Annotated in this window: 20 protein-coding genes; 12 read left to right on the top strand and 8 right to left on the bottom strand. The window is 62.5% G+C overall.

What is annotated here, in order from left to right; genetic code table 11:
• Window positions 1-6: 6 nt before the first annotated feature.
• From holB to MRX98_RS19525, 8 genes are all read right to left on the bottom strand, one after another.
• A complete protein-coding gene (gene holB, locus MRX98_RS19560; RefSeq protein ID WP_246914131.1) occupies window positions 7-1,008 on the bottom strand; it encodes a DNA polymerase III subunit delta' in 1,002 nt (333 codons plus the stop codon).
• A gap of 66 nt (window positions 1,009-1,074) precedes the next feature.
• Window positions 1,075-1,350, bottom strand: a complete 276-nt coding sequence (locus tag MRX98_RS19555; protein ID WP_246914129.1) for an HU family DNA-binding protein — start codon at window positions 1,348-1,350, stop codon at window positions 1,075-1,077.
• A gap of 132 nt (window positions 1,351-1,482) precedes the next feature.
• The gene (locus MRX98_RS19550; protein WP_246914127.1) at window positions 1,483-2,016 is read right to left on the bottom strand and encodes a UpxY family transcription antiterminator; all 534 of its coding nucleotides are present in this window, start codon (window positions 2,014-2,016) and stop codon (window positions 1,483-1,485) included.
• A 69-nt stretch (window positions 2,017-2,085) separates the two neighbouring features.
• The gene (locus tag MRX98_RS19545) at window positions 2,086-2,685 is read right to left on the bottom strand and encodes an SIS domain-containing protein (RefSeq protein ID WP_246914125.1); all 600 of its coding nucleotides are present in this window, start codon (window positions 2,683-2,685) and stop codon (window positions 2,086-2,088) included.
• An 8-nt stretch (window positions 2,686-2,693) separates the two neighbouring features.
• On the bottom strand, window positions 2,694-3,425 hold the full coding sequence (locus MRX98_RS19540) for a nucleotidyltransferase family protein (protein WP_246914123.1): 732 nt from the start codon (window positions 3,423-3,425) through the stop codon (window positions 2,694-2,696).
• Window positions 3,422-4,561, bottom strand: a complete 1,140-nt coding sequence (locus MRX98_RS19535; RefSeq protein WP_246914121.1) for an NAD-dependent epimerase/dehydratase family protein — start codon at window positions 4,559-4,561, stop codon at window positions 3,422-3,424. Before MRX98_RS19535 ends, MRX98_RS19540 begins: the two co-directional genes overlap by 4 nt.
• Before the next feature lie 15 nt (window positions 4,562-4,576).
• Window positions 4,577-5,572, bottom strand: coding sequence for a GHMP family kinase ATP-binding protein (locus tag MRX98_RS19530; RefSeq protein WP_246914119.1), 996 nt, complete (start codon window positions 5,570-5,572; stop codon window positions 4,577-4,579).
• Window positions 5,573-5,604: 32 nt separating this feature from the next.
• Window positions 5,605-7,869, bottom strand: coding sequence for an LPS-assembly protein LptD (locus tag MRX98_RS19525; protein WP_246914112.1), 2,265 nt, complete (start codon window positions 7,867-7,869; stop codon window positions 5,605-5,607).
• A 115-nt stretch (window positions 7,870-7,984) separates the two neighbouring features.
• On the opposite strand from MRX98_RS19525, the gene surE reads away from it, so the two are divergent.
• The 12 genes from surE (at window position 7,985) to MRX98_RS19465 (ending at window position 20,986) form a co-directional block, all read left to right on the top strand.
• Complete coding sequence (surE, locus tag MRX98_RS19520; RefSeq protein WP_246914098.1) at window positions 7,985-8,746, top strand: 5'/3'-nucleotidase SurE; 762 nt, start codon at window positions 7,985-7,987, stop codon at window positions 8,744-8,746.
• 57 nt (window positions 8,747-8,803) lie between these two features.
• Window positions 8,804-9,541 carry an ATP-binding response regulator gene (locus MRX98_RS19515; RefSeq protein ID WP_246914096.1) on the top strand — a complete coding sequence of 246 codons (738 nt, stop codon included), beginning with the start codon at window positions 8,804-8,806 and terminating at the stop codon, window positions 9,539-9,541.
• A 17-nt stretch (window positions 9,542-9,558) separates the two neighbouring features.
• Window positions 9,559-10,563, top strand: a complete 1,005-nt coding sequence (locus tag MRX98_RS19510) for a 3'-5' exoribonuclease YhaM family protein (RefSeq protein ID WP_246914094.1) — start codon at window positions 9,559-9,561, stop codon at window positions 10,561-10,563.
• 65 nt (window positions 10,564-10,628) lie between these two features.
• On the top strand, window positions 10,629-11,264 hold the full coding sequence (tmk, locus tag MRX98_RS19505) for a dTMP kinase (RefSeq protein ID WP_246914087.1): 636 nt from the start codon (window positions 10,629-10,631) through the stop codon (window positions 11,262-11,264).
• 69 nt (window positions 11,265-11,333) lie between these two features.
• On the top strand, window positions 11,334-13,631 hold the full coding sequence (locus MRX98_RS19500) for a cysteine synthase (protein ID WP_246914085.1): 2,298 nt from the start codon (window positions 11,334-11,336) through the stop codon (window positions 13,629-13,631).
• Window positions 13,632-13,635: 4 nt separating this feature from the next.
• Window positions 13,636-14,634, top strand: a complete 999-nt coding sequence (locus MRX98_RS19495) for a hypothetical protein (RefSeq protein ID WP_246914083.1) — start codon at window positions 13,636-13,638, stop codon at window positions 14,632-14,634.
• Window positions 14,635-14,799: 165 nt separating this feature from the next.
• Window positions 14,800-14,988, top strand: a complete 189-nt coding sequence (locus MRX98_RS19490; protein ID WP_246914081.1) for a ferredoxin — start codon at window positions 14,800-14,802, stop codon at window positions 14,986-14,988.
• Window positions 14,989-15,266: 278 nt separating this feature from the next.
• Window positions 15,267-15,599, top strand: coding sequence for a hypothetical protein (locus MRX98_RS19485; RefSeq protein ID WP_246914079.1), 333 nt, complete (start codon window positions 15,267-15,269; stop codon window positions 15,597-15,599).
• The gene (locus tag MRX98_RS19480; RefSeq protein WP_246914077.1) at window positions 15,599-16,360 is read left to right on the top strand and encodes a lysophospholipid acyltransferase family protein; all 762 of its coding nucleotides are present in this window, start codon (window positions 15,599-15,601) and stop codon (window positions 16,358-16,360) included. Before MRX98_RS19485 ends, MRX98_RS19480 begins: the two co-directional genes overlap by 1 nt.
• Window positions 16,308-18,005, top strand: coding sequence for a ribonuclease J (locus MRX98_RS19475; RefSeq protein ID WP_246914075.1), 1,698 nt, complete (start codon window positions 16,308-16,310; stop codon window positions 18,003-18,005). Before MRX98_RS19480 ends, MRX98_RS19475 begins: the two co-directional genes overlap by 53 nt.
• A 148-nt stretch (window positions 18,006-18,153) precedes the next feature.
• Complete coding sequence (locus MRX98_RS19470) at window positions 18,154-20,352, top strand: DNA translocase FtsK (RefSeq protein WP_246914073.1); 2,199 nt, start codon at window positions 18,154-18,156, stop codon at window positions 20,350-20,352.
• The gene (locus tag MRX98_RS19465) at window positions 20,333-20,986 is read left to right on the top strand and encodes a class I SAM-dependent methyltransferase (protein ID WP_246914071.1); all 654 of its coding nucleotides are present in this window, start codon (window positions 20,333-20,335) and stop codon (window positions 20,984-20,986) included. The genes MRX98_RS19470 and MRX98_RS19465 overlap by 20 nt, the downstream gene beginning before the upstream one ends.
• Window positions 20,987-21,049: the final 63 nt, after the last annotated feature.

The following is a 21,049-nucleotide window of genomic DNA, read 5'->3' as shown; positions in this document are numbered from 1 at the left end:
GGCCCTTCAGGCGGCCAAAAGATCGGCCATCCGCAGGGCCATCACGTCCAATGTTAATCGCAGGTTGCCGTTGGCCGCGATGTTTTTGTGGGCCTGCTCCACCGCATCCCAGAGGGCCAGCAGGCGGCGGTCGTCCAGGCGGGCGCGGGCGGCATCCAGTGCATCCGCTCGATCCTGGTTGATAACCCCGCGCGGCGCATAGGGCCGCACGCTCAAGTCCCGGAGCCAGGTTTTGAGCATCTCCAGGCGCGCTTCGACCAAATCCTTGGACCGGGCCAAGTCGGCGGCATAGGCCAATGCCATGGTGGTGCACCCCTCTTCGGGCGGCGCGCCCCGGTCCAGGCCGATGGCGCCGATTACCCAGTCCCGCTGTCGCTCCCAGTGGGCATCGGCCAATGCCAGCGCCCTGGTGTAACTGCCCTCGGCCGCCTGGGCCACGACGGCGGCTTGTTGCGGTTCCAGGCCGTGGTCGGCGCTCAGCAGTGCGGCCAGCACATCGGCGGCCAGGGGGCTGAAACGGATGTGGCGACAGCGCGAAACAATGGTCGGCAGCAGGTCACTGCGTTGCCGCGCGGTCAAGATCAAAACGCTGTCGTCCGGTGGCTCTTCCAGCACCTTGAGCAGGGCGTTGCCCGCTTCGGGGTTCAAGGTGTGGGCATCGGCGAAGATCACCACGCGGCGCCGGGCGCTGAAGGGTTTCAAGGCCAGCGTGGCCAGCACTTCGCGAACCTGATCGATGCGCAGGATGCCTTTTTGGGGGTTCACCTGCAGAATGTCCGGATGGCTGTCGCCGGCGATGCGCCGGCATTCGGCGCACCGGCCGCAAAAGTCCTGTTCGGCAGGGTCGCCGCGGTCGTTTTCGGCGGCCCGGCAATTGAGGGCCATGGCAAAGGCGCGGGCGGTGGTGCGCTTGCCCACCCCTTCGATTCCGGTGAACAACAGGGCGTGGGGCACCGCCGACCGCTGCAATAAACGGCGCACGATGCTCAGGACCCGAGGTTGCCCCATGATGGTGTCAAATCCTGGCACGACCGGCCTTCTCAAATCTCGCAACGGCCTCCGGCGGCCGTCCGGTTATGCATCGACACGATCTTTAAGTTCTTTGCCCGACTTGAAAAAAGGGAGCTTTTTGGGCCGGATGGTGACCTTTTCGCCGGTTTTGGGGTTGCGGCCGACATAGCTTTTGTATTTCTTGACATAAAAGCTGCACAACCCTCTGATTTCCACCCGTTCGCCCCGGGCCATGGCTTCGGTCATGCTGTCGAAGAAGATCTGAACCACTTTGGCAGCTTCCGTTTTGGATATCCCTGCTTCGTTCTTCAAGGCAGAGATCAGTTCGAGTTTGTTCATGGGGCCTCCTTCCGCCAATGGCGATGCAATCTGCTTCAAAAATCCTATATAAACAAAACTTAATAAAAAGTCAATGAGTTATCGGGAGGTCGGCCGGGTGATCCCATTTGCGCACGCCCCTGCGAAAAGGGGCTATTGTCGCGAACGCAATTGGGGCACCGGCTCCACATCGGCGGCGTCCACCTCCACGGCCGCGTATTGGCCCAAGGCCTCGATGAAAACCACGATGCGGTCCTGTCCCCGGTAATGATCGAAGACACCGACCACGCCGGCAAAGGGGCCGTTGACCACCAGGACCCGCTGGCCTTTGGAAAAGAGGGAACCGGTGGTGATGGGGCCATCCACCGCCACCATGATGCGCAGCGAGGCCACCGTCTCCTCGGGAACCGAGATGGGACCCTGATTGTCGCCCACCAGCTTGACGGCCCCGACGGTTTTCAAGATGTCCAGGTGGTGGGTGGGGTGCAGGTCGCTTTTGACGAAGAGGTATCCGGGAAACAAGGGTACCCGGATCATCTTTTTGCGGTCCTTGCGGCGGCTGGAAACGGTGATCCGGGGCAGGAAAACCTCGATGGTCTTCTTTTGCAACCCTTCGTTGACCACGTTTTCAAAGCGGCTTCGCGTGTGCAACACATACCACGCCGGTGTCAGTGTATCAATCGACATGCTTGCCTTGTCATCAATTGGTTCTGGATCAGTACGGTCCGATGTGCCGTGTCGGTTCGGCGGCGACGTTCACTCCCGCAGGGTGCAGGCCGGGGCCTCGCCGCCGCGCAGGGCTTTGGTGAGGCTTTGCATCAGCATGTGGGCCACGATGATGTGGGTGTCTTCCACTTGCTGCATGTCGTCGCTGGGCACCACCAGGGCCAGGTCCACCAGGCCGGCCAGATTTCCGCCGCCGAAGCCGCACCAACCCTGGGTGCGGCCGCCATGGGCGGCGGCATAGGCAATGGCCCGCAACACATTGGGGGAGTTGCCGCTGCCGGAGATGCCGATCACCAGGTCCGCCGGCTCCAGGAAGTTTTTCAACTGCTCTTCGAACACCGCTTCGTAGGAAACGTCGTTGGCCAGGGCCAGCACGGTGGGCATGTTGTCGTTGAGGCAGATCATTTTGAATTTGCGGTCCAGGTCGAAACAACACCCCTTGTTGATGTCGCAGGCCAGGTGGGAGGCGGTGGCGCCGCTGCCCCCGTTGCCCATGACGAAAATGCGGGCTTGCCGGCGCCAGGCGTCGAGCAGGTCGTCGACCACCCGGGCGTAGACGGTCAGGTCGAGATCGTCCATGACCGCTTTCAGACGGTTCAAATAGTGTTGCGCTTCTTGGGCGAAATGCATGGTACCCTCTAAATGTCGCAAGCCGCGGGCCATTCGGCCAGGGCTTGGTGATAGGCGTCGGGATTGCCGATATCTTTCAAATAGCCGTCCAGGGGCCAGCCGAACATGCGGCCGACGAGCCGCGGCAGCAGGTGGTGCCCGATGTCGAGCACCTCGGACGGCATGCTTTCCGAAGCGCCATAATAATCAAAGATGGCGTTGGATGCAACGTAAATGCCGCCATTGGCCAAATCGCTTTCCGGCGCCTCGGGTTTTTCGACGAACCGGATGATGCGTCCCTGCCCATCCAAGGTGACGATGCCGCACTGGGTCGGCTCGGGGGCGCGGATCAGGCCCATGGTCAGCACACCTCCCATAGACCTGAAACCGCGGTGCATGTCAAACAGTTTTGCAAGGTCCTGGTTGGTGAGGTTGTCGGCGTAGGCGATGAGAAAGTCGGTTTCGCCCCGGACGAAGGCGCGGTTGTGCCACAGGGTGCCGGCGCTGCCCAGCAGGCGGGGTTCGTGGACCGTTCGCAGCGCCAGGGCGGTGTGCGGCCGGTAGGCGTCGATGAAGGCCGTCACCTGGTCGGCATGGTGATGGGTGTTGATCAGCACCTCGCTGACACCGTGGCGCGCCAGCAGGTCGATCCAGATCCGCAGCAGGGGCGTGCCGTGGATGGGGATCAAACATTTGGGGTGTGTGTCGGTGTAGGGCTTGAGCCGGGTGCCCTTGCCGGCGGCCATCAGGAAGGCTTTCATTCAGCTTGTCCGCTTTGCCGGATCACGTTGAGCCGGCGCATGCGCTTTTCGGCATAATCGAGAATCTCGCGGGGCTCCTGGTGGGCGGTCAGATAGGCCCAATAGTCGCCGATGCTCTCTTCGACACCGCGCCGGGGTCGCCAGCCCAGGGCCTGCAGCCGGCCGGTGTCGGAAAAGATATGGCGGGTGTCGCCGTAACGGTATTGCCCTTCCATGCGCGGCGCCAGTTGCTTGCCCACCACCTGCTGCATGGTGTCGTAGAAGCGGGCCACGGTCCAGGCGTGGCCGCCGCCCACATTGAACACCTGGTAGGCGGCGTCCGGATGGTCCAGCACCAGGCAGTTGGCCTCCACCACATCCGCGATGTTGACGAAGTCGCGCACTTGTCGGCCGTCCTCGTAAATCATGGGGGGCTGGCCCAGCAGCAGGGAGAGGGCGAAGATGCGCATGGCGCCCGAATAGGCGTTGTAAAAGGATTGGCGCGGGCCCTGGACGATGGAGTAGCGCATGGCCACCGAAGGAATGCCGTAGCGGCGGCCCAGCTGGATGGCGATCTGCTCCTGGCTGTGCTTGGACAGGGCGTACTGGTTGCAGGGGCGCACCACCTGCTCGTCCGAGGGTTGCCATTGCAGGGTGTTGCCGCAGGCGGGGCAGGTGTGGTCCCACTGCCCCTTGGCCAGTTGGCTTTCCAGGCGGATGTCGGGAAACAGGTCCCCATCTCCTTGGATGCTGCAGGCGGGGCAGCGGTAGCGCCCCTCGCCCATCACCGCCTGGCTGGCGGCCACCACCACCTTGCCCACCTTGAAGCGGGTCGGCTCGGCCACCAGCACCTCGTAGAGCAGGGCCGTGGAGACGGCGTTGACGCTGAAAAAGGTCGAGAAATCGGGCAGGTAGTCCTGGTAGGCGGCCAGGTGATAGACCGCCTCCACGCCTTCCAGGGCCTTGCGCCAGGTGTCGGCGTCGCGCACGTCGCCCTGGAGGAAGCGGGCATCGGGGTGCAGGTAGGACGGCTTGCCATTGGGATGCACGGTGGGGTGCAGGTTGTCCAACAGCGTTACCCGATGGCCCCGGGCGATGAGCGCGTCGGCGGTGTGGGACCCGATGAAGCCGGCGCCGCCGGTGATCAGAATGTGCATGGGTTGCGCTCCTTTTTACTTGCTCGAGTAGGACCGGTCGTCGAAGATCACCTTGCTGCCGCTGTCTTCGAGCATGAAGGGCAGTTCGCGGTAGGCCCGCATGGCGGCAAAGACCTGGTTCTGGTTTTCCCGGGGCACCACCAGTAGCAGGAAACCGCCCCCGCCGGCGCCGCTGATTTTGCCTGCCAGGGCGCCGGCCGCCTTGGCGGTGTGGTACATGGCGTCGATGACCGGATTGCTGATGCCGGCGGCCATTTGCTGCTTGAGGCGCCAGTTTTCGTCCAGCAGGCGGCCGTAGGCCTGGATGTCGTCCTGTTCCATGGCTTCGGTGAACGGGTCCACCAGGTCCACCATGGCCTGCATGATGCGCCGTTTTTCGTCGGCGCCCAGGTTGGATTTCTGGCGGCTGAGGATGTCGTCGGCGCTGCGGGTGATGCCGGTGTAATAGAGCAGCAGCGAGGATGCGAATTTGCGCCGCACTTTACCGGAAATGCGCACCGGTGTGCGCACGGTGGTGTCGTCGGGCAGGAAGGTGAACCGGTTCACTCCGCCATAGGCGGCGGCGTATTGATCCTGGCGGCCGATGGGTTTGCCCAGAGTATCGATTTCGATGCGGCACGCCTCACGGGCCAACTGTTCGGCGGTGACCAGGGTGTTTTGGTAGGTGTGCAGGGCGTGCAGCAGGGCCACGGTGATGGAGCTGGAGCTGCCCAGGCCCGAGCCGCTGGAGGGGATGTCCGCCAGGGTGGTGATCTCCACTCCCTTGTCCACGCCGGTGATGCGCATGGCTTCGCGCACCAGGTCGTGCTGGATGGCGTCCACGTGTTCGACGGTCTCTTTTTTGGAGTAGTTGATGTAGATCAGGTCGTCGAAACGCTCCTTGACGATGGCATAGACAAATTTGTCGAAGGCCGTGCAGACCACCTTGCCCGGGTTGTGGGCGTAGAAGGCCTTCATGTCGGATCCCCCGCCGACGAAGCTGATGCGCAGGGGGGTGCGTACGATGATCATTGCCGGCGATCCTTTCCTTTTTCCGTGAGCCCTTATTGCCCGAAGGCGCCCAATCCCACCAGGTGCACCATGACCGCCACGCTGGTGCTGCCCGGTTCGTCCTTCAAATCGAGGTCGATCTGCCAGCACTGGGCCCGGTAGGAGATGCCCACGCCGTTTTCGATCCGTTCGGAGGTATCGAGGTTGTGTTCGTATTTGCCGCGCAGCTGCCAGCGCTGACTGACCTCCCAGACGGCCGTGGCGTCGATGGTTTGCAGGCTGCGGGTGGTTTCGGTTTCGCGGGTGAAGCGGTAGTCCACCCGCAACCCGTGGCCGCCGGGGCTGCGCAGCAGCACCCCCGCGTTGTAGGCATAGAATTGACCGTCGTAGGGGGACCAGAGGCCGTCGGCCAGTATGCGGCCGTAGCGTCCCGGGGTGATTTCCAGTTCTGCCAGCACGTTGGAAAAGGGTTGCGGGTGGTCCTCGTTGTGCCGGTTGATGTCGAAATGTTGCTCCAGTTTCAAGCGCGTGAAGGGGGTGTAAATGTGTTCGGGGCCCCGCACTTGGCCGTCGGCACCCGGCAGGCGCGGGGCGCGGGCGATCAGGGTGTTGGTCAGCGAATAGGTGATGCGGTTGAGGCGCTCGATACGGTCCCAGTCGTCGAAACGGGGCAGATCTTCCTGGTCCTGCTCCGGAATGTACTCATAGACGACCCGCGGCCGGATGCTGTGCTTGAGCCGGTCGTGGCCGGCAACGTCGATTTTGAAAACGCGGTCGAAGCCGGTGCTCATGTCCAGTTTCAAGTCGTAGAGGGCGCGGTAATGGTCGGTGCGGTCGTCCGGGGCGTTGTCGGCGAAACGGTCGATGTGCCAGGCGGTCTGACGGAAACCGGCCGAGGGTTCGACGAAAATGGCCTTGAAAAAACGCATGGGGTAGTAGGCGCGGGGATAGAGGTCGGCCCGATGGCCGCGGGTGCCGGTTTCGCGGTAAAAATAGGTGTAGCTGGAGAGCAGATCGTAATAGAGCGAAGAACCGAGCAGGCGCTGTTTGGTGCCGTCCAGGGTGACCTGGGGCAGCTGCTGCAGGGTGGGGTTGGTGTCCGCCTGGCGCCGGCGCACCACATCGTCGTACCAGCGGACGTCGGTGTTGAAGGTGTAGCCGGTCCAGATGCGGTTGATGTTGAGCTGGTTGACGCGTACCGGGTCGTTGTAGTCGTCCAGGTCGCGGCCGAAGGTGTCGCGGAAGTAGTCCCGCGTTTGTTCGAAGCCGGCGTGGCCGCTGTCGAAGGTTTTGAGGTAATCCTGGTCGCTGACCACATCCAGGTCGAGGCGGGCCATCATCTCCCAGGGCAGGGGCTGGTCGACTTTGCCGCGCAGCCAGTAGCGGTCGTGGTTGGGTCGCAGAAAGCGGTCGTCGCCGTAGCCCCATCGATCGGTGGTGTCGTGCTCGCCGGTGTCGCTGCGGCGGTCCGTGAAGCCGTCCAGCATGAGGGTGCCTTTGGCCTTTTCACTTGCCATGTAGCGGAATTCGCCACCCAACCGGGTGCCTCGTTGGGACATGTGATCCACGAAGAGGGTGGCGTCGGTGCTGTCGCTGATGGCCCAGAACAGGGGTTGCAGGTAGCGTAGCCCCAGCCGGTCCGAGTATTCGGCCTCCGGGGTTAACAGGCCGGTCTGGCGCCGGGTTTTGACTGGAAAGACCATGTAGGGGGTGTAGATCAGGGGCATCTTCCTGGCCCACAAGGCGGCGTGCTTGGCACGGCCGTAGCCTTCGATGGTGACCCGCAACTCTTTGCCGGTCAGGGACCAGTCGGGATCCGGGCCGTCGCAGGTGGTGGCCGTGGCGTCGGTGATATGGTAGGTGGCCGGACCGGTTTTGCGAATCTCGCGGCCGGTGATGTAAAAGTGATTGGCGGCCAGAAAGATGCGGCCGTCGGTCACCGTGCCGGTCTCGTCGTCCAGGTGCAGTTGCAGCCGGCTGCCGGTCAGTTCGTCCCGGTCTTGCAGCAGGCGCACATGCCCCTCGGCGAAGGCCAGGCGGCTTTTCTGGTCCAGGTGGACCCGATCGGCCGTCAGGGTGCTCTGGTTGCGCACGATGGTCACATTGCCTTCGGCCAGGTAGGTGTCGGCCTGCTGGTCATGGAAGATGCGGTCGGCGCTGATTTCCCAGGGGCCGTCGTCGGCCATGGGATCGAGGACGGTCTGGGCCGCCGATCGGGCGGGGGTGGACAAGGCCAGTACAAGCAACAGCAGGCAGCAGATCCAAAGGGGGGTGGCGGCGGTCCCCATGAGGTTTCCGATTTTCAGTGGTTGCCACATGCGGGGTTGCCGACTCCGTGCGCTGGCCCTGGGCGGGCGGTTAATCCACTTGCCTCCGATTAAATTTTTCTTTATAGAACCAGAAGCATACAAAAATCAACAATGGACCGGAAAATTGCGCATTCTACTGACCAACGACGATGGGATCCAGGCGCCTGGCCTTTGGGCGCTGCACCGCCGGCTGAGTGAAAAACACCAAGTGGTGGTGGTGGCGCCGGAGCGCGAGCGCAGCGCCGTGAGCCACGGCATCACGCTGCACAAGCCCCTGCGGGCCTACCAAGTGGACTTGGGCGACGGCCGGGAGGGGTGGTCGGTGAGCGGCACGCCGGCCGATTGCGTCAAGCTGGCCATGGTGGAGCTGCTGGACGAAGCGCCGGATTTGGTGGTTTCGGGCATCAACCCAGGGGCCAATGTGGGGGTCAACCTCAACTATTCGGGCACGGTGGCGGCGGCCAAGGAGGCGGTGCTCTACGGCGTGCCGGCACTGGCCGTCTCCCTGCAGAGTGCCGAAGCGCCCCCCTACGACGACGCGGCGCTGTTCATTGCCCGCTTGGTGCCGCGGGTGCAAGAGCGGGGGTTGCCCAAGGGGGTGCTGCTCAACATCAACCTGCCCAATCTCCCGCCGGATCGGATCGCCGGCGTGCGGGTTGCCCATCAGGGATGCGACCTGTATGATGAATATTTCGAGAAGCGACAAGATCCGCGCAATCGGGTCTATTACTGGCAAGGTTTCGAATCGATACCCGACTATGGCGATGCCGAGGCGGACGGGGCGCTGCTCGAGAACAACTATATCACCATTACGCCGGTGCAATGCGATATGACCGATTACACGCTGCTGGCCGAGATGCAGGACTGGGATTTCGGGGGCGGATAGCTGCCGTTCCTCGGGTCGGGCAAAGTTGAACCGTTCCGGCGATCAAAAAGGGGGACCATGGCGATAGGCCGCATCCACGAAGATCAAGCGGTGGGGAACCGATTGCCGGCCACCGTCCTGGTGGCCGAGGACGATCGCATCAGCAGCCAATTCATCCAGGCCATGCTCGTCGAGGCGGGTTACGGGGTCCGCGGGGTGAGCGATGGCGAACAATGTCTGGTCGTGGCCGGCGAAATGCAGCCCGACGTGATTTTACTGGACGTGGTGATGCCCCGCTTGGACGGCATTCAAGCTTGCCGACGGCTCAAGGAAAGGGAGGTCTTGCGCCACATACCGGTCATCTTTGTCACCGGCAGCACCGACGATGAAACCTTGCAGGCGGCCTTCGCGGCAGGCGGCAGCGATTATGTGCGCAAGCCGGTGGGCCGGGTGGAGCTGCTGGCCCGGGTGGGCAGCGCCTTGACCCAACGCCGGGCGATCCAGAAGCTCAAGGAAGAGCAAAAACTCCAGGGGATGCTGGAAACCGCCGGCGGCCTGTGTCACGAATTGAACCAACCGTTGCAATATGTGCTGGGGCTGGTCCAGGTGTTGATGATGGATCTGGATCCGGCCGAACTGGCCTACGCCCAGTTGAACACCATTCGCGCCCAGGTGGAGCAAATGGGGGAGATGACGCGCAAACTGGCCGACATCACCTGTTTGAAAACCCGCAAATACGTCGGCGATGTGGAGATCGTCGATTTGAGCCAATCCATCTTGCACTCCCGTTGCGGATCGAAAGACAACGATCCATAAAAAAGGTGACCTTGATCATGACCCAGGGCAAAAAGCGGTTCATTGCCGATATCGCCGCCAATGAGACCGTGGCGGATATTTTCGTGCTGGCGGAGAAGAACATGGCCCGTAAAAGGGACGGCAACCCTTTTCTGACCCTTGTGCTGGGGGACAAGAGCGGCCGCATGCGGGCGGTGATGTGGGACGACGTGCAGCGGGCGGCGGCCGCCGCCGGCGAGGGGGATTTCGTGCAGGTGCAGGGCACCGCCGGGGAGTATCGCGGCAGCGTGCAGCTAGTGGTCCAGTCCCTGGCCGCCGTGCCGGCCGATGCGGTGAATCCGGCCGATTTTCTGCCGACGACCCGTCGCGATGCGGACCAGATGTTGGCGCGCTTGCAGGCGGTAACCGAGACGCTCCACAATCCCCATCTCAAGGCGCTGTTGGCGGCCTTCTGGTCCGATGACACCTTCGTGGCGCAGTTCAAGAAGGCGCCGGCGGCCAAGCAGATGCACCACGCCTATTTGGGTGGATTGCTGGAACACACCCTTTCCATGGTGTTGCTGGCCGACAAAATCGCCGCCCATTACGGCGGTGTGGATCGTGATCTGCTGTTGACCGGCGCCGTGCTCCACGATGTGGGCAAGGTGCGGGAGTTGGCTTACGCCCACTTCATCGACTACACCGACGAAGGCCGACTGCTCAGCCACATCGTCATCGGCGTGCAGATGGTGGCGGACAAGATCCGCACCATCGCGGATTTCCCTGATTCCCTGGCGGCCATGGTCAAGCACCTGATCGTCAGTCACCACGGGGTGCGCGACTTCGGATCGCCCGAGCCGCCCAAAACCATCGAGGCGGTGCTGTTGCACCAGGTGGATGAGATCGATGCCCGGATCAACGCCATCCGCGAATTCGTCGCCACCGAAACCGCCGGCGCCACCTGGACCGGCTACCACCGGCTGATGGAACGCCACTTTTACATTCCCGATGCAGCCGGCCGCGAGACGGCGGCGCCGGAAGGAGACGGGGGCGATGGCGAATGACGGGGTCGCATTGCAATGGCATGCGGCATTTGTTGGTGACACAACCCTGAAGCGATACGGAAATCATGTTCATTACCCTTGAAGGGATCGAAGGGGCCGGGAAAACCACCCAGCTCCAAAACATCGTTGCTTATTTGGAAGGCAGCGGCTATGAGTGCGTCACCACGCGGGAGCCGGGCGGCACGGCCATCGGCAGCCGCATACGGGCCATCCTGCTCGACCCGGAAAACCGCGGGCTGGATCCGGTGGCGGAATTGCTGCTCTACGTGGCGGATCGGGTGCAGCACATTCGCACGGTGATCCAGCCCCATCTGGCGGCCGGCCGGGTGGTGTTGTGCGACCGGTTCTTTGACGCCACCCTGGTGTATCAAGGCTATGCCCGGGGAGTGGATCGGCGCACGATCCGGGAGTTGCATCGCCTGACCTGCGACGATTTGCGACCCGATGCCACCTTGCTCTTCGATCTGGATCCCGCCGTCGGTTTGGCCCGGGCCTGGGCGCAGGTGCACAACGGCGGACGCACCGACGCGGAGACCCGCTTCGAACAGGAGAAGGCGGCTTTTCATCAACGGGTGCGGGCCGGGTACCTTGAGTTGGCCGCCCGGGAACCCCAACGCTACCGGGTGATCGATGCCGGCCGCGATGTGGCCGCGGTGACTCGCGAGGTGGAGGCGCTGCTGGCGTCGCTGCTGGCGGCATAGGTGCTTGCAGCGTGTTGAATCGGCGCCCGGCGTTGGGTCGGCGGGGCGCCAGGGATGTCCAGGATAACCATGAACGCTTTGTCATTGCTTGATTTGATCGGCTGCACGCCGCTGGTGACCATCCGGCGCATGAATCCCAATCCCCGGGTGACGGTTCTGGCCAAGTTGGAATATTTGAATCCCGGCGGCTCCATCAAGGACCGGGCGGCCCTCTCCATGATCGAGGCCGCCGAACGCTCCGGCGAACTGACCCCCGACAAGACGGTGGTGGAGGCCACCAGCGGCAACACCGGCATCGGCCTGGCCATGGTGTGCGCCATCAAAGGGTACAAACTGCTGCTCACCATGTCCGAGACGGCCAGCCTGGAGCGCCAGAAGATCCTGCGCGCCCGGGGGGCCGAAATCCACTTGACGCCGGGTCGCCTGGGCACCGACGGGGCCATCGAGGAGGCCTACCGGCTGGTGCGGGAACATCCCGAGAGCTATTACCTCACCGACCAGTACAACAATGCGGCCAACTGGCAGGCCCATTACCACGGCACGGCCAACGAGATCTGGGAGCAGACCGAAGGGCGGGTGAGCGCCATTGTGGCCACTTTGGGCACCTCCGGCACCCTGATGGGGTTGGCGCGCCGGTTCGCGGAGATCGCTCCGGGCGTGCGCATCATCGGGGTGGAGCCTTATCTGGGGCACAAGATCCAGGGACTCAAGAATTTGAAAGAGTCCTACACCCCGGAGATCTTCGAAAAGGATCGGCTGGGCGAGAAGGTCAACGTGGACGACGAGGAGGCCTTTGAAACGGCCCGCCGTCTGGCCCGCGAAGAGGGGCTTTTCGTGGGCATGAGCAGCGGCGCGGCCATGGCCGTGGCGCTGCGACAGGCCGCCGCCATGGAGCAAGGCGTGGTGGTGGCGGTTCTGCCCGACAGCGGCGAGCGCTACCTCTCCACGCCGCTGTTCGTGGAGCGGGAGAAGGTGGGCTGCGCCCTGTTCAATACGCGCACCCGCAGCAAGGAGATTTTCGCCCCCCAGCGGGCCGATCGGGTGACCCTCTACACCACCGGGCCCACCGCCAAGGGTCCCATGGCGACGACGGATGCCCGGCGCCTGGTGTTCGCCGACATGGTGGCCCGCTACCTGACCTATCGCGGTTTTGCGGTGCAGCATGTGGTGAACATCACCGACCTGGATCAGAAGACGTTTGAGGCGGCGGCGGCCGCTGGCATGATGCCTGCCGACTTCGCCGCCCGCAACATCGCCGCCCTGGAGGCGGATCGCGACGCCCTGGGCATCCGCAAAGCGACCCACTACCCGCGCTCCAGCGACCATGTGGACGACATGGTGCAGGTGGTGCAGCAGTTGGTCGCCAAGGGGTACGCCTACGAAAAGCTGCGCTCCATTTATTTCGACATCTCCCGGTTCGAGGATTACGGCCGGCTCTCGGGCATCGACCTGAACAAGATCCGGCTGGGGGCCACGGTGGACCTGGACGATTACGAGAAAGACAACCCGCGCGATTTCACGCTGCTCAAGCGGGTCAAGCTGGCCGAGTTGAAAAAGGGGCTTTACACCAAAACCCCGTGGGGCAACGTACAGCCTTCCTGGCCGCTGCAGTGCGCCACCCTGGCGCTCAAATACCTGGGTGAAAGTTGTGACATCCACATCGCCGGCCGTGAGCTGCTTTTTCCCCAGCACGAAAACGAGATCGCCATCGCCGGCGCTCTCAACAAGAAACCCCTGGCCCGGTTCTGGCTCCACTGTGATCGGGTGGTGGTCAACGGTGCCGCTGCGGAAGAGGCCGAAGGTGGCGGCGGGACCGTTCGGTCGCTGCTGGCCCGGGGGTGGACCGGTCGCGAGATCCGTTTCTGGCTGCTCTCCAGCCATTACCCCAAGCCGGTGATCTATTCCCTGGAGCGGCTGCAATACGCCCGGCGGACCCTTCAACGCCTGGACAGCTGTGTGGCCACGCTGCGCCAGGTGGTTCGGGGGGTGCCTTTCAAAGAGCTGGACCAACTGCTCTACGACTTGAAAAACGGTTTCCATGTGGCCATGGACGACGACTTGAACATCTCCGCCGCCCTGGCGGTGATCTTCAAGGTGATCAAACAACTCAACCGGCTCCTGGCCCGCCAGCAGCTGGCGCCCGAGCAGGTGCCGCAGGTGACCGCCGCCCTGCGCAACGTCGACGACGTATTGGGTGTTTTCGATTTTCCGCCGGCCTATGACGACCCCGCGGTGCAGGAGCTGCTGCGCCAGCGGGCCGAAGCGCGCCGTAATCGCGACTGGGCCCTGGCCGACCGGATCCGGGAGCAGCTGGAACAGATGGGCGTGACGGTGCGGGACGGCAAGGTTGAATCCGCAAAGGAATGAAGCAATGATCCATTTCATGCCGTTCACCCATCTGCATGGGGAACGGATCCAACGGCTGGCCGATGGATTGGGCCGCCTCACCGTGTTGCAGCCCTTGGCGTCACTGGTGCCGTCGGCCATGCACCAGGCCGCGGCGCAGGAGCGATTGCATTTGCAACCCTGCCCCCGGATCGATGAACGGCAACTAACGCAGTCCCTCAAGGGGTTTGCCGATTGGGCCGCGTTGCACCGGAACGACGGCGAACCGTTGGCGGGTATTTACCATTTCCAAGCCGCCCGGGCGGCCGATGCCTTGGAAGAGAGTCCCAATCGGATCCGCACCCGTCTGCAGCGGGCGGCGGCGGCCAAAGCCGACGAGGCGGCCGATCCCCTCTTGCAGGCCGCCCTTTTCCTCTGCCTGGCCCATCGCTTCGATGAGCAGCAGGATGCCCTGCAGAACGACATGGGTGCGGTACGCGCCATGGAGGACCGTCTGGAGCGGCTTCTGGGCGAAGCGCCGGACGATTCGTCATCCGCCGATGCCCTATCGCAAGGCGCAGCAGGCCAATCGGCCATGGCGGACCTCGGTGCCCACATGACCGAACGGCGTGTGCAGGCGTGGGCCCGATTGGCTTTGGGCAGCAATGCGCTGGGGCATCTTTATGTGACCGACAGCATGGCGGTCTGGCAACATCTGCTGGAGATGCTGCCCGAGGCGCAGCCGGTGGGCAACGAGCCCCTTGGTGGCGGCGCGGACGGTTCGGCGACGGATGCCGGGGCAACCGCCCTGCAGCAACATCTGCACCGGTTGGCCGCCGGCGGCGATTTCGCGCCGGATGAGGACGAAAAGGCCGCTGGGGCGGCGGTCGGGGCCGGTTCGGGCCGGCTGACCCTGCGGCGTTTGCAAGCGTGCACGCCGGCAACCTTGCTCACCCGGCTGTGCAAGCAACCGGCGGCGGCGCAAGATGTCAGCCCGGACACTGTCCAACCTCCCAACGTCCTGATCGGTTTGGTTGAAACATAACGTCCTGAATATGAAGGAAATGGATTGTTGCCAATCCTCTTCCCAAAAAAGCGGCAAGAAGGCTTGACGGGCCTGGGGAATTGGTATAAGCCATCGCCTTGGTGTCGCTTAAATAGTTGAAGGATTCAACTGGTACCAATACCATACGAAAGGAGGCGTGTCAGAATGGCTTTTAATCCCATCGTGGACGAAGAAAAGTGTGTGGGCTGCGAAGAGTGTGTGGATGTTTGCCCCGTGGAAGTCTTCGAAATGCAAGATGGCAAATCGGTTCCCGTTAACGCGGAAGAGTGCCTTGGCTGCGAAAGCTGCGTCGAGGTGTGTGAAGAAAACGCCATTACCATCGAAGAGACCTAATCGATTCATTGTGCGCATTGTCCCGGTGCCGACAGAGGGACCGGGACAATGCCGCTTGTTAAAGATTCCCTCGCCGTTCGCAAGTCGTCGCCTTCCCGGAAAAAATGAGATTCGCCGCCGCTGTGGCATCTGAACGGCCACTGGTGACGCGCTATGTTCATTGCTTGGTTTTGGCCGGGTCGGCATCGGTTTTTCTCCCGGTCTTGCGACGGTCGCCGAGGGTGTGCAAACGGATATAAAACTTGCAAATTTCAGACGGTTGTGCTAGTCAGGGCCTTATGAAACAGTACCTTGTGGACGAACTGCGACCGGAGGATCACGCCAAGGTCGAGGCTTATCTGATGGAGCGCTACGCCGCCCCGGGGGTCGAGGGACTCTTTTGGTTGCCCATCGATCCGGAGCTCTACGATGCGGTGCAGCACGACCATGACCAGTGCCAGCCCTATTATTTCGCTTTGGAGCTGTTGCCGGACCGGTTGGCCTGCGAGTTGCTGGTGCGGTCGCAGCAACGCATTCGCTGCCATTGTATTCAATATGCCACCGAACGCCAGCGCAATTGGTTGATTCGCGCCATCGACGGCGTTCTCGAAGAGTTGGACATCCGCGTTTGATGACTGTTTTAGCCAAATTGGGCCGCGTGTTGCCTTTTGTGCACACGGTTGTCATCTGCACCTGGGTTGTCTGCATCACCGTGGTGCTGGGCATCGTCGCCATTGTGACCTCCTATTTTTCCAAAACCGGTAATGCGGTGCATTGGGTCGCCAAAATTTGGGGCCGCGCCATCCTGCTGGTCAGTTTGGTGAAGGTTCACGTGCACGGCACGGAACATCTGGTGCGGGGCCGCTCGGTGATCTTCATGTCCAATCACCAGAGCAATTTCGATATTCCGGTCTTCTTTTGCGCGCTGCCGGTCCAATTCCGTTGGTTGGCCAAGGCGGAGCTGTTCAAAATTCCGATTTTCGGAAGGGGCATGCGGGGTGCGGGATACATCAGCATTGATCGCTCTGATCGCCGATCTGCCATGGCGAGTTTGACGCGGGCGGCCGAAACGATCCGCAACGGCGCATCGGTGCTGATATTCCCCGAGGGCACCCGCACCAAGGACGGCAGTCTGCGTGATTTCAAGAAGGGGGGATTCATTCTGGCGGTGGATGCCGGTGTGCCCGTTGTGCCCATGGCCGTTTACGGTACCTTCGACATCATGCCCCGGGGGAGTTTATTGATCCGACGACGTTCGGTCCATATCGCCTTCGGCCCGGCCATCGATGCAGCCGATTATACCCGGGCCACCAAAGATGGTTTGATGGATGCGGTGCGAGATGCCATTCAGGAGATACTGGACCGGCTGCGGGCGGGGCAAACACGTGGTTAAACTGATTCCTCTGGGGGGGCTGGGCGAAATCGGGTTGAACATGATGGTCCTGGAGTGCCATGAGACCCTGTTTGTGATCGATGTCGGGCTCATGTTCCCCGAGGATTACATGTTGGGGGTGGATTACGTCATCCCCGACATGAGCTATTTGAAGCAGAATGTTAAAAAGTTGGCCGGCATCGTGTTGACCCATGCTCATGAAGACCACATCGGCGCTTTGCCCTATCTGCTGCGGGAGGTGCATGCCCCTGTATTCGGGGCCCCCTTCACCCTGGGGCTGGTGCGGCACAAGCTGGAAGAGCACGACCTGATGGGGCATACGGCGCTGCACACCGTGCTCCCCGGCGAAACCCTCAAGATCGGCCCCTTTGCCCTGGAGTTCATCCGCGTCAACCACAGCGTCGTCGACGGCGTGGGGATCGCCATCGGCACCCCGTACGGCACCATCGTGCATACCGGTGATTTCAAATTCAGCCACACCTGTGTCGACGGCATGGCCACCGATGTGAGTCGCTTCGCCCGCTGCGGCGAGCAAGGGGTGTTGGCCCTGCTGTCGGACTCCACCAATGTGGAAAACGCCGGACACACCGTTTCGGATTGCGAAGTCGCCGAGGTGTTGGCCGGCATATGCCAGCGTTGCACGGGGCGCATCATCATCGCCCTGTTCGCCTCCAACGTGGGGCGTATCCAGCAGATCGTCGAGATCGCCGTCGCCACCGGGCGCAAGGTGTTGTTCAACGGCCGCAGCATCGAGGTGTCGGTGCAGATCGCCCAATCGTTGGGCTATCTGCGCATTCCCGAGGGGATGCAGATCGAGGTGGACCAGGTCCGGCAATTTCCCGAGGACGAGGTGATCATCATCACCACCGGCAGCCAGGGAGAGCCCATGTCGGCACTGGCGCGCATGGCCGCCGGGACCCACCGCCAGATCAAGATCATGCCCGAGGACACGGTGATTCTTTCGTCCAAGTTCATTCCGGGCAACGAGCGGGCCATCACCAACATCATCAACGATCTGTACCGTTGCGGCGCCACGGTGGTTTATGAAAAGATCGCCCGCATCCACGTGTCGGGCCATGCGTTTCAGGAAGAGCTCAAGATGATGATTCGGCTCACCCGGCCGCGCTATTTCATCCCCATTCACGGCGAGTATCGGCATCTGGTGCAGCATGCCCGGCTGGCCGAGCAGGAGGGGATCGCCAAGGAGAACATTCTTTTGGTGCAAAACGGCGACATGGTCACCTTCGGCCCCTGCGAGGCGGCCGCCGTCACCGGCAGTATCATGACGGGCCGCTTGCTGATCGACGGCAAAGGCGTGGGGGATGTGGGCCGCAGCGTGCTCAAGGAGCGGCGCTTGCTTTCCGAGGAGGGCATGGTGGTGATCAACATGGCCTTCGACGAGGAGACCGGGGTGGTGATCTACGGCCCCGATCTGGTTTCCAAGGGGTTTGTCTTCGAAACGGAGACCGGACATCTGCTCGACGATGCCCAGTGCGTGGTTCTGGAGATTGTTGAGGATGTGCCGCCGGAGGTGCCCAACCGCCTGGAGATCATTCGCAGCCGTGTCCAATCCGCGTTGCGCCAATATTTTTTCTTCACCATCGGCCGCAGGCCCTTGATCATGCCGTTCATCATCGAGGTCTGATCCGGCTTCGGCGTGCCGGCGGCCTGTGGCGCAGCGTCGGGGTGAAGACAGGGTTTAACGAGAGGTGTCGGGTGCTGCTGCATTTGTTGCAACAAGGCTTGACATAACTGCATCACCTTATTGGTTGTACTGCACTGACGATTATTCCATGCGCAAAGAAATCATCGGCATCCTGCTTTTTTTCCTGGTGATCTTCAGTTTGATCAGCCTGCTCTCCTATCATGAACAGGATCAATCCATCCATAGCGCGGGCGCGACGACCGTCAACAACCTGTTCGGCGCCGTGGGGGCCCAGACGGCCGGTTTGCTGGTGGGGCTGTTCGGTTTAGGGGCTTTCTGGGTGCCGGTGCTGTTGCTGCTGGCCAGCATCCACTTCTTCAGCCACTCTTCGCGCATGACCATCTACCACATAGCCGGTGGCGGCCTGCTGCTGCTGTTGACCACTGGCTGCCTGCTGGCCTTCAAACAGAGTCATTATGCGCTTTTCGGTCACAAATTTTCCGCCGGCGGCATCATCGGTATGCCGCTGCAAGCGTTGTTGGTCAAGTACACCAATGTTACCGGGGGCTTGATCATCGCCGGGTTGGCCTGGTTGATCGGGTTCATTCTGGCCACTGGGTTTTCCCTGGTGGCCTTCTACCGGCGCTGCCACCGCGTGTTGGCCTTCGGGGTCGAGCGTTTTAGCACCTTTGCGCAAAAGCGGCGCGAACGGCGTGACAAGGCCCGCCGGCGCAGTGCGAGGGGCAAGGCGCCGGCCGATGGGGCGGCGCGGCAGATCGAAATCAAGGCCCCCGCCATGACCGAACAGCCCAAACGGCGGCCGTCGCCACCGAAGCAGAAACTGTTCGATTTCATGCAGGAAGGGACACCGTTCCAACTGCCCGCCCTGGATTTTCTGGAGGATCCCGACGGTCGCCCGGTGTCGGTCAACGAGGAGAACCTGCGGATGCAATCCAAGCTGCTGGAAAAGAAGCTGGAGGATTTCGGTGTGCAGGGACAGGTGGTGGCGGTGCTGCCCGGACCGGTGATCACCACCTTCGAGTATGCGCCGGCGCCGGGGGTCAAAATCAACAAGATCGTCAACCTGACGGACGATCTGGCGCTGGCCCTGCGGGCCATCAGCATCCGCATCGTGGCCCCCATTCCGGGCAAGGCCGCCATCGGCATCGAGGTGCCCAACGCCGATCGGGAGACGGTGCGTTTTAAAGAGATCGTGGGCGCCGAGGTGTTCGAACAATCCAAGTCCAAGCTGACCCTCTGCCTGGGCAAGGACATCGTGGGCCACCCTGTGGTGGCCGCCATGGACAAGATGCCCCACCTGCTGATCGCCGGTGCCACCGGCGCGGGCAAGAGCGTGGCGTTAAACACCATGATTTGCAGCATTTTGTACAAGGCGAGCCCCGACGAGGTGAAAATGATCATGGTGGATCCCAAGCGCATCGAACTGTCGGCCTACGATGGCATTCCCCATCTGATTGCGCCGGTGGTCACCGATGCCAAGAAGGCCACCAACGCCTTGTTCTGGGCGGTCAAGGAGATGGAGCGGCGTTACGAATTGCTCTCCGAGCACAAAGCGCGCAACATCGCCCAATACAACCAGAAGCTGGAGCGGGCGCCGCGCAAAGCCAAGCCGCCGCCCGCGGCGGAGGCCGGCGGCGAAGGAAGTGGCGAGGAGGCTGAAGCGCCGCGGCCGCTGCCCTACATCGTGATTATCATCGACGAGCTGGCCGATCTGATGATGGTGGCCTCCCGGGATGTGGAGGTGGCTTTGACCCGCCTGGCCCAGATGGCGCGGGCCGCCGGCATCCACTTGATTCTGGCCACCCAGCGCCCCTCGGTGGATGTGCTCACCGGCATCATCAAGGCCAATTTTCCGACCCGCCTGACGTTTCAGGTGTCGTCCAAAACCGATTCGCGGACCATCATCGACACCAACGGCGCCGAAAACCTCCTGGGCATGGGGGATATGCTCTTTCTGCCGCCCGGCACGGGGCGTCTGCAGCGCATTCACGGGGCCTACATATCGGAGACGGAGCTGGCCCGCATCATCGACTTCCTCAAGCAGCAACAGACGCCCGATTACGACCAGAACGTGGTGGCGGCGCCGGTGGAGGAGAAGAGCGAGAACGGCGACAAGGAGTATGACGAGCGCTACGACGATGCCGTGGCCCTGGTGGCCCGCAGCGGCCAGGCCTCCATCTCCATGATCCAGCGCCACCTGCGCATCGGTTACAACCGGGCGGCGCGGATCGTGGAGACCATGGAGCAGGAGGGCGTGGTCGGCCCGTCGGATGGTGTCAAACCGCGGGAAGTGCTGGTGCGCAACTATGACGACCCAACCAATTGATGATAGGGGCCGGGTGGTGGATTTCACGCCGGCCGATGGGATCAAGGGCTTTCTGGATCCCGCGGAGGGCCGCCGGTTGTACGACATCGCCCTGTCGGCCGCCGCGCTGGGGCCTTGCCTGGAGATCGGCAGTTATTGCGGCAAATCGGCCCTGTACCTGGGCCTCGGCTGCCGGCGGCGGGGCGGCATTCTCTTTTCCATCGATCATCACCGGGGATCGGAGGAGCAGCAGCCCGGCGAGCTCTATTTCGACCCCGAGCTGTACGATCCCCGCACATCGACCGTGGACACCCTGCGCCACTTTCGCCGCACCCTGCGCATGGCCGATCTGGAAGAGACGGTGGTGCCCATCGTGGCGCCGTCCACCGTGGTCGCGCGTGCCTGGGCGACGCCCTTGAGCCTGGTGTTCATCGACGGCGGGCACGCTTTGGCCACCGCCCGGGCCGATTACGATGCCTGGGCCCGCCACCTGCTGCCCGGGGGTTATCTACTGATCCACGATATTTTCAGCGATCCCGCCCAAGGTGGACAGGCGCCACACCGGATATACCAGGCCGCTCTGGCCTCGGGGCGTTTCGAACCGTTGCCCATGACCGGCACCCTGGGGGTGTTGCGGCGGTTGGCGGGCGTATAGACGGGTGCCTTTGTTGTTGCGATCAACTTTACGGAGCTTTGATCGACCACCGGCGAGTGGGTC

Source organism: Desulfatitalea alkaliphila, assembly GCF_022968795.1.
GTDB lineage: Bacteria > Desulfobacterota > Desulfobacteria > Desulfobacterales > Desulfosarcinaceae > Desulfatitalea > Desulfatitalea alkaliphila.
The sequence above is the reverse complement of the archived record's forward strand: the minus strand, read 5'-3'. Positions and strand labels throughout refer to the sequence as shown.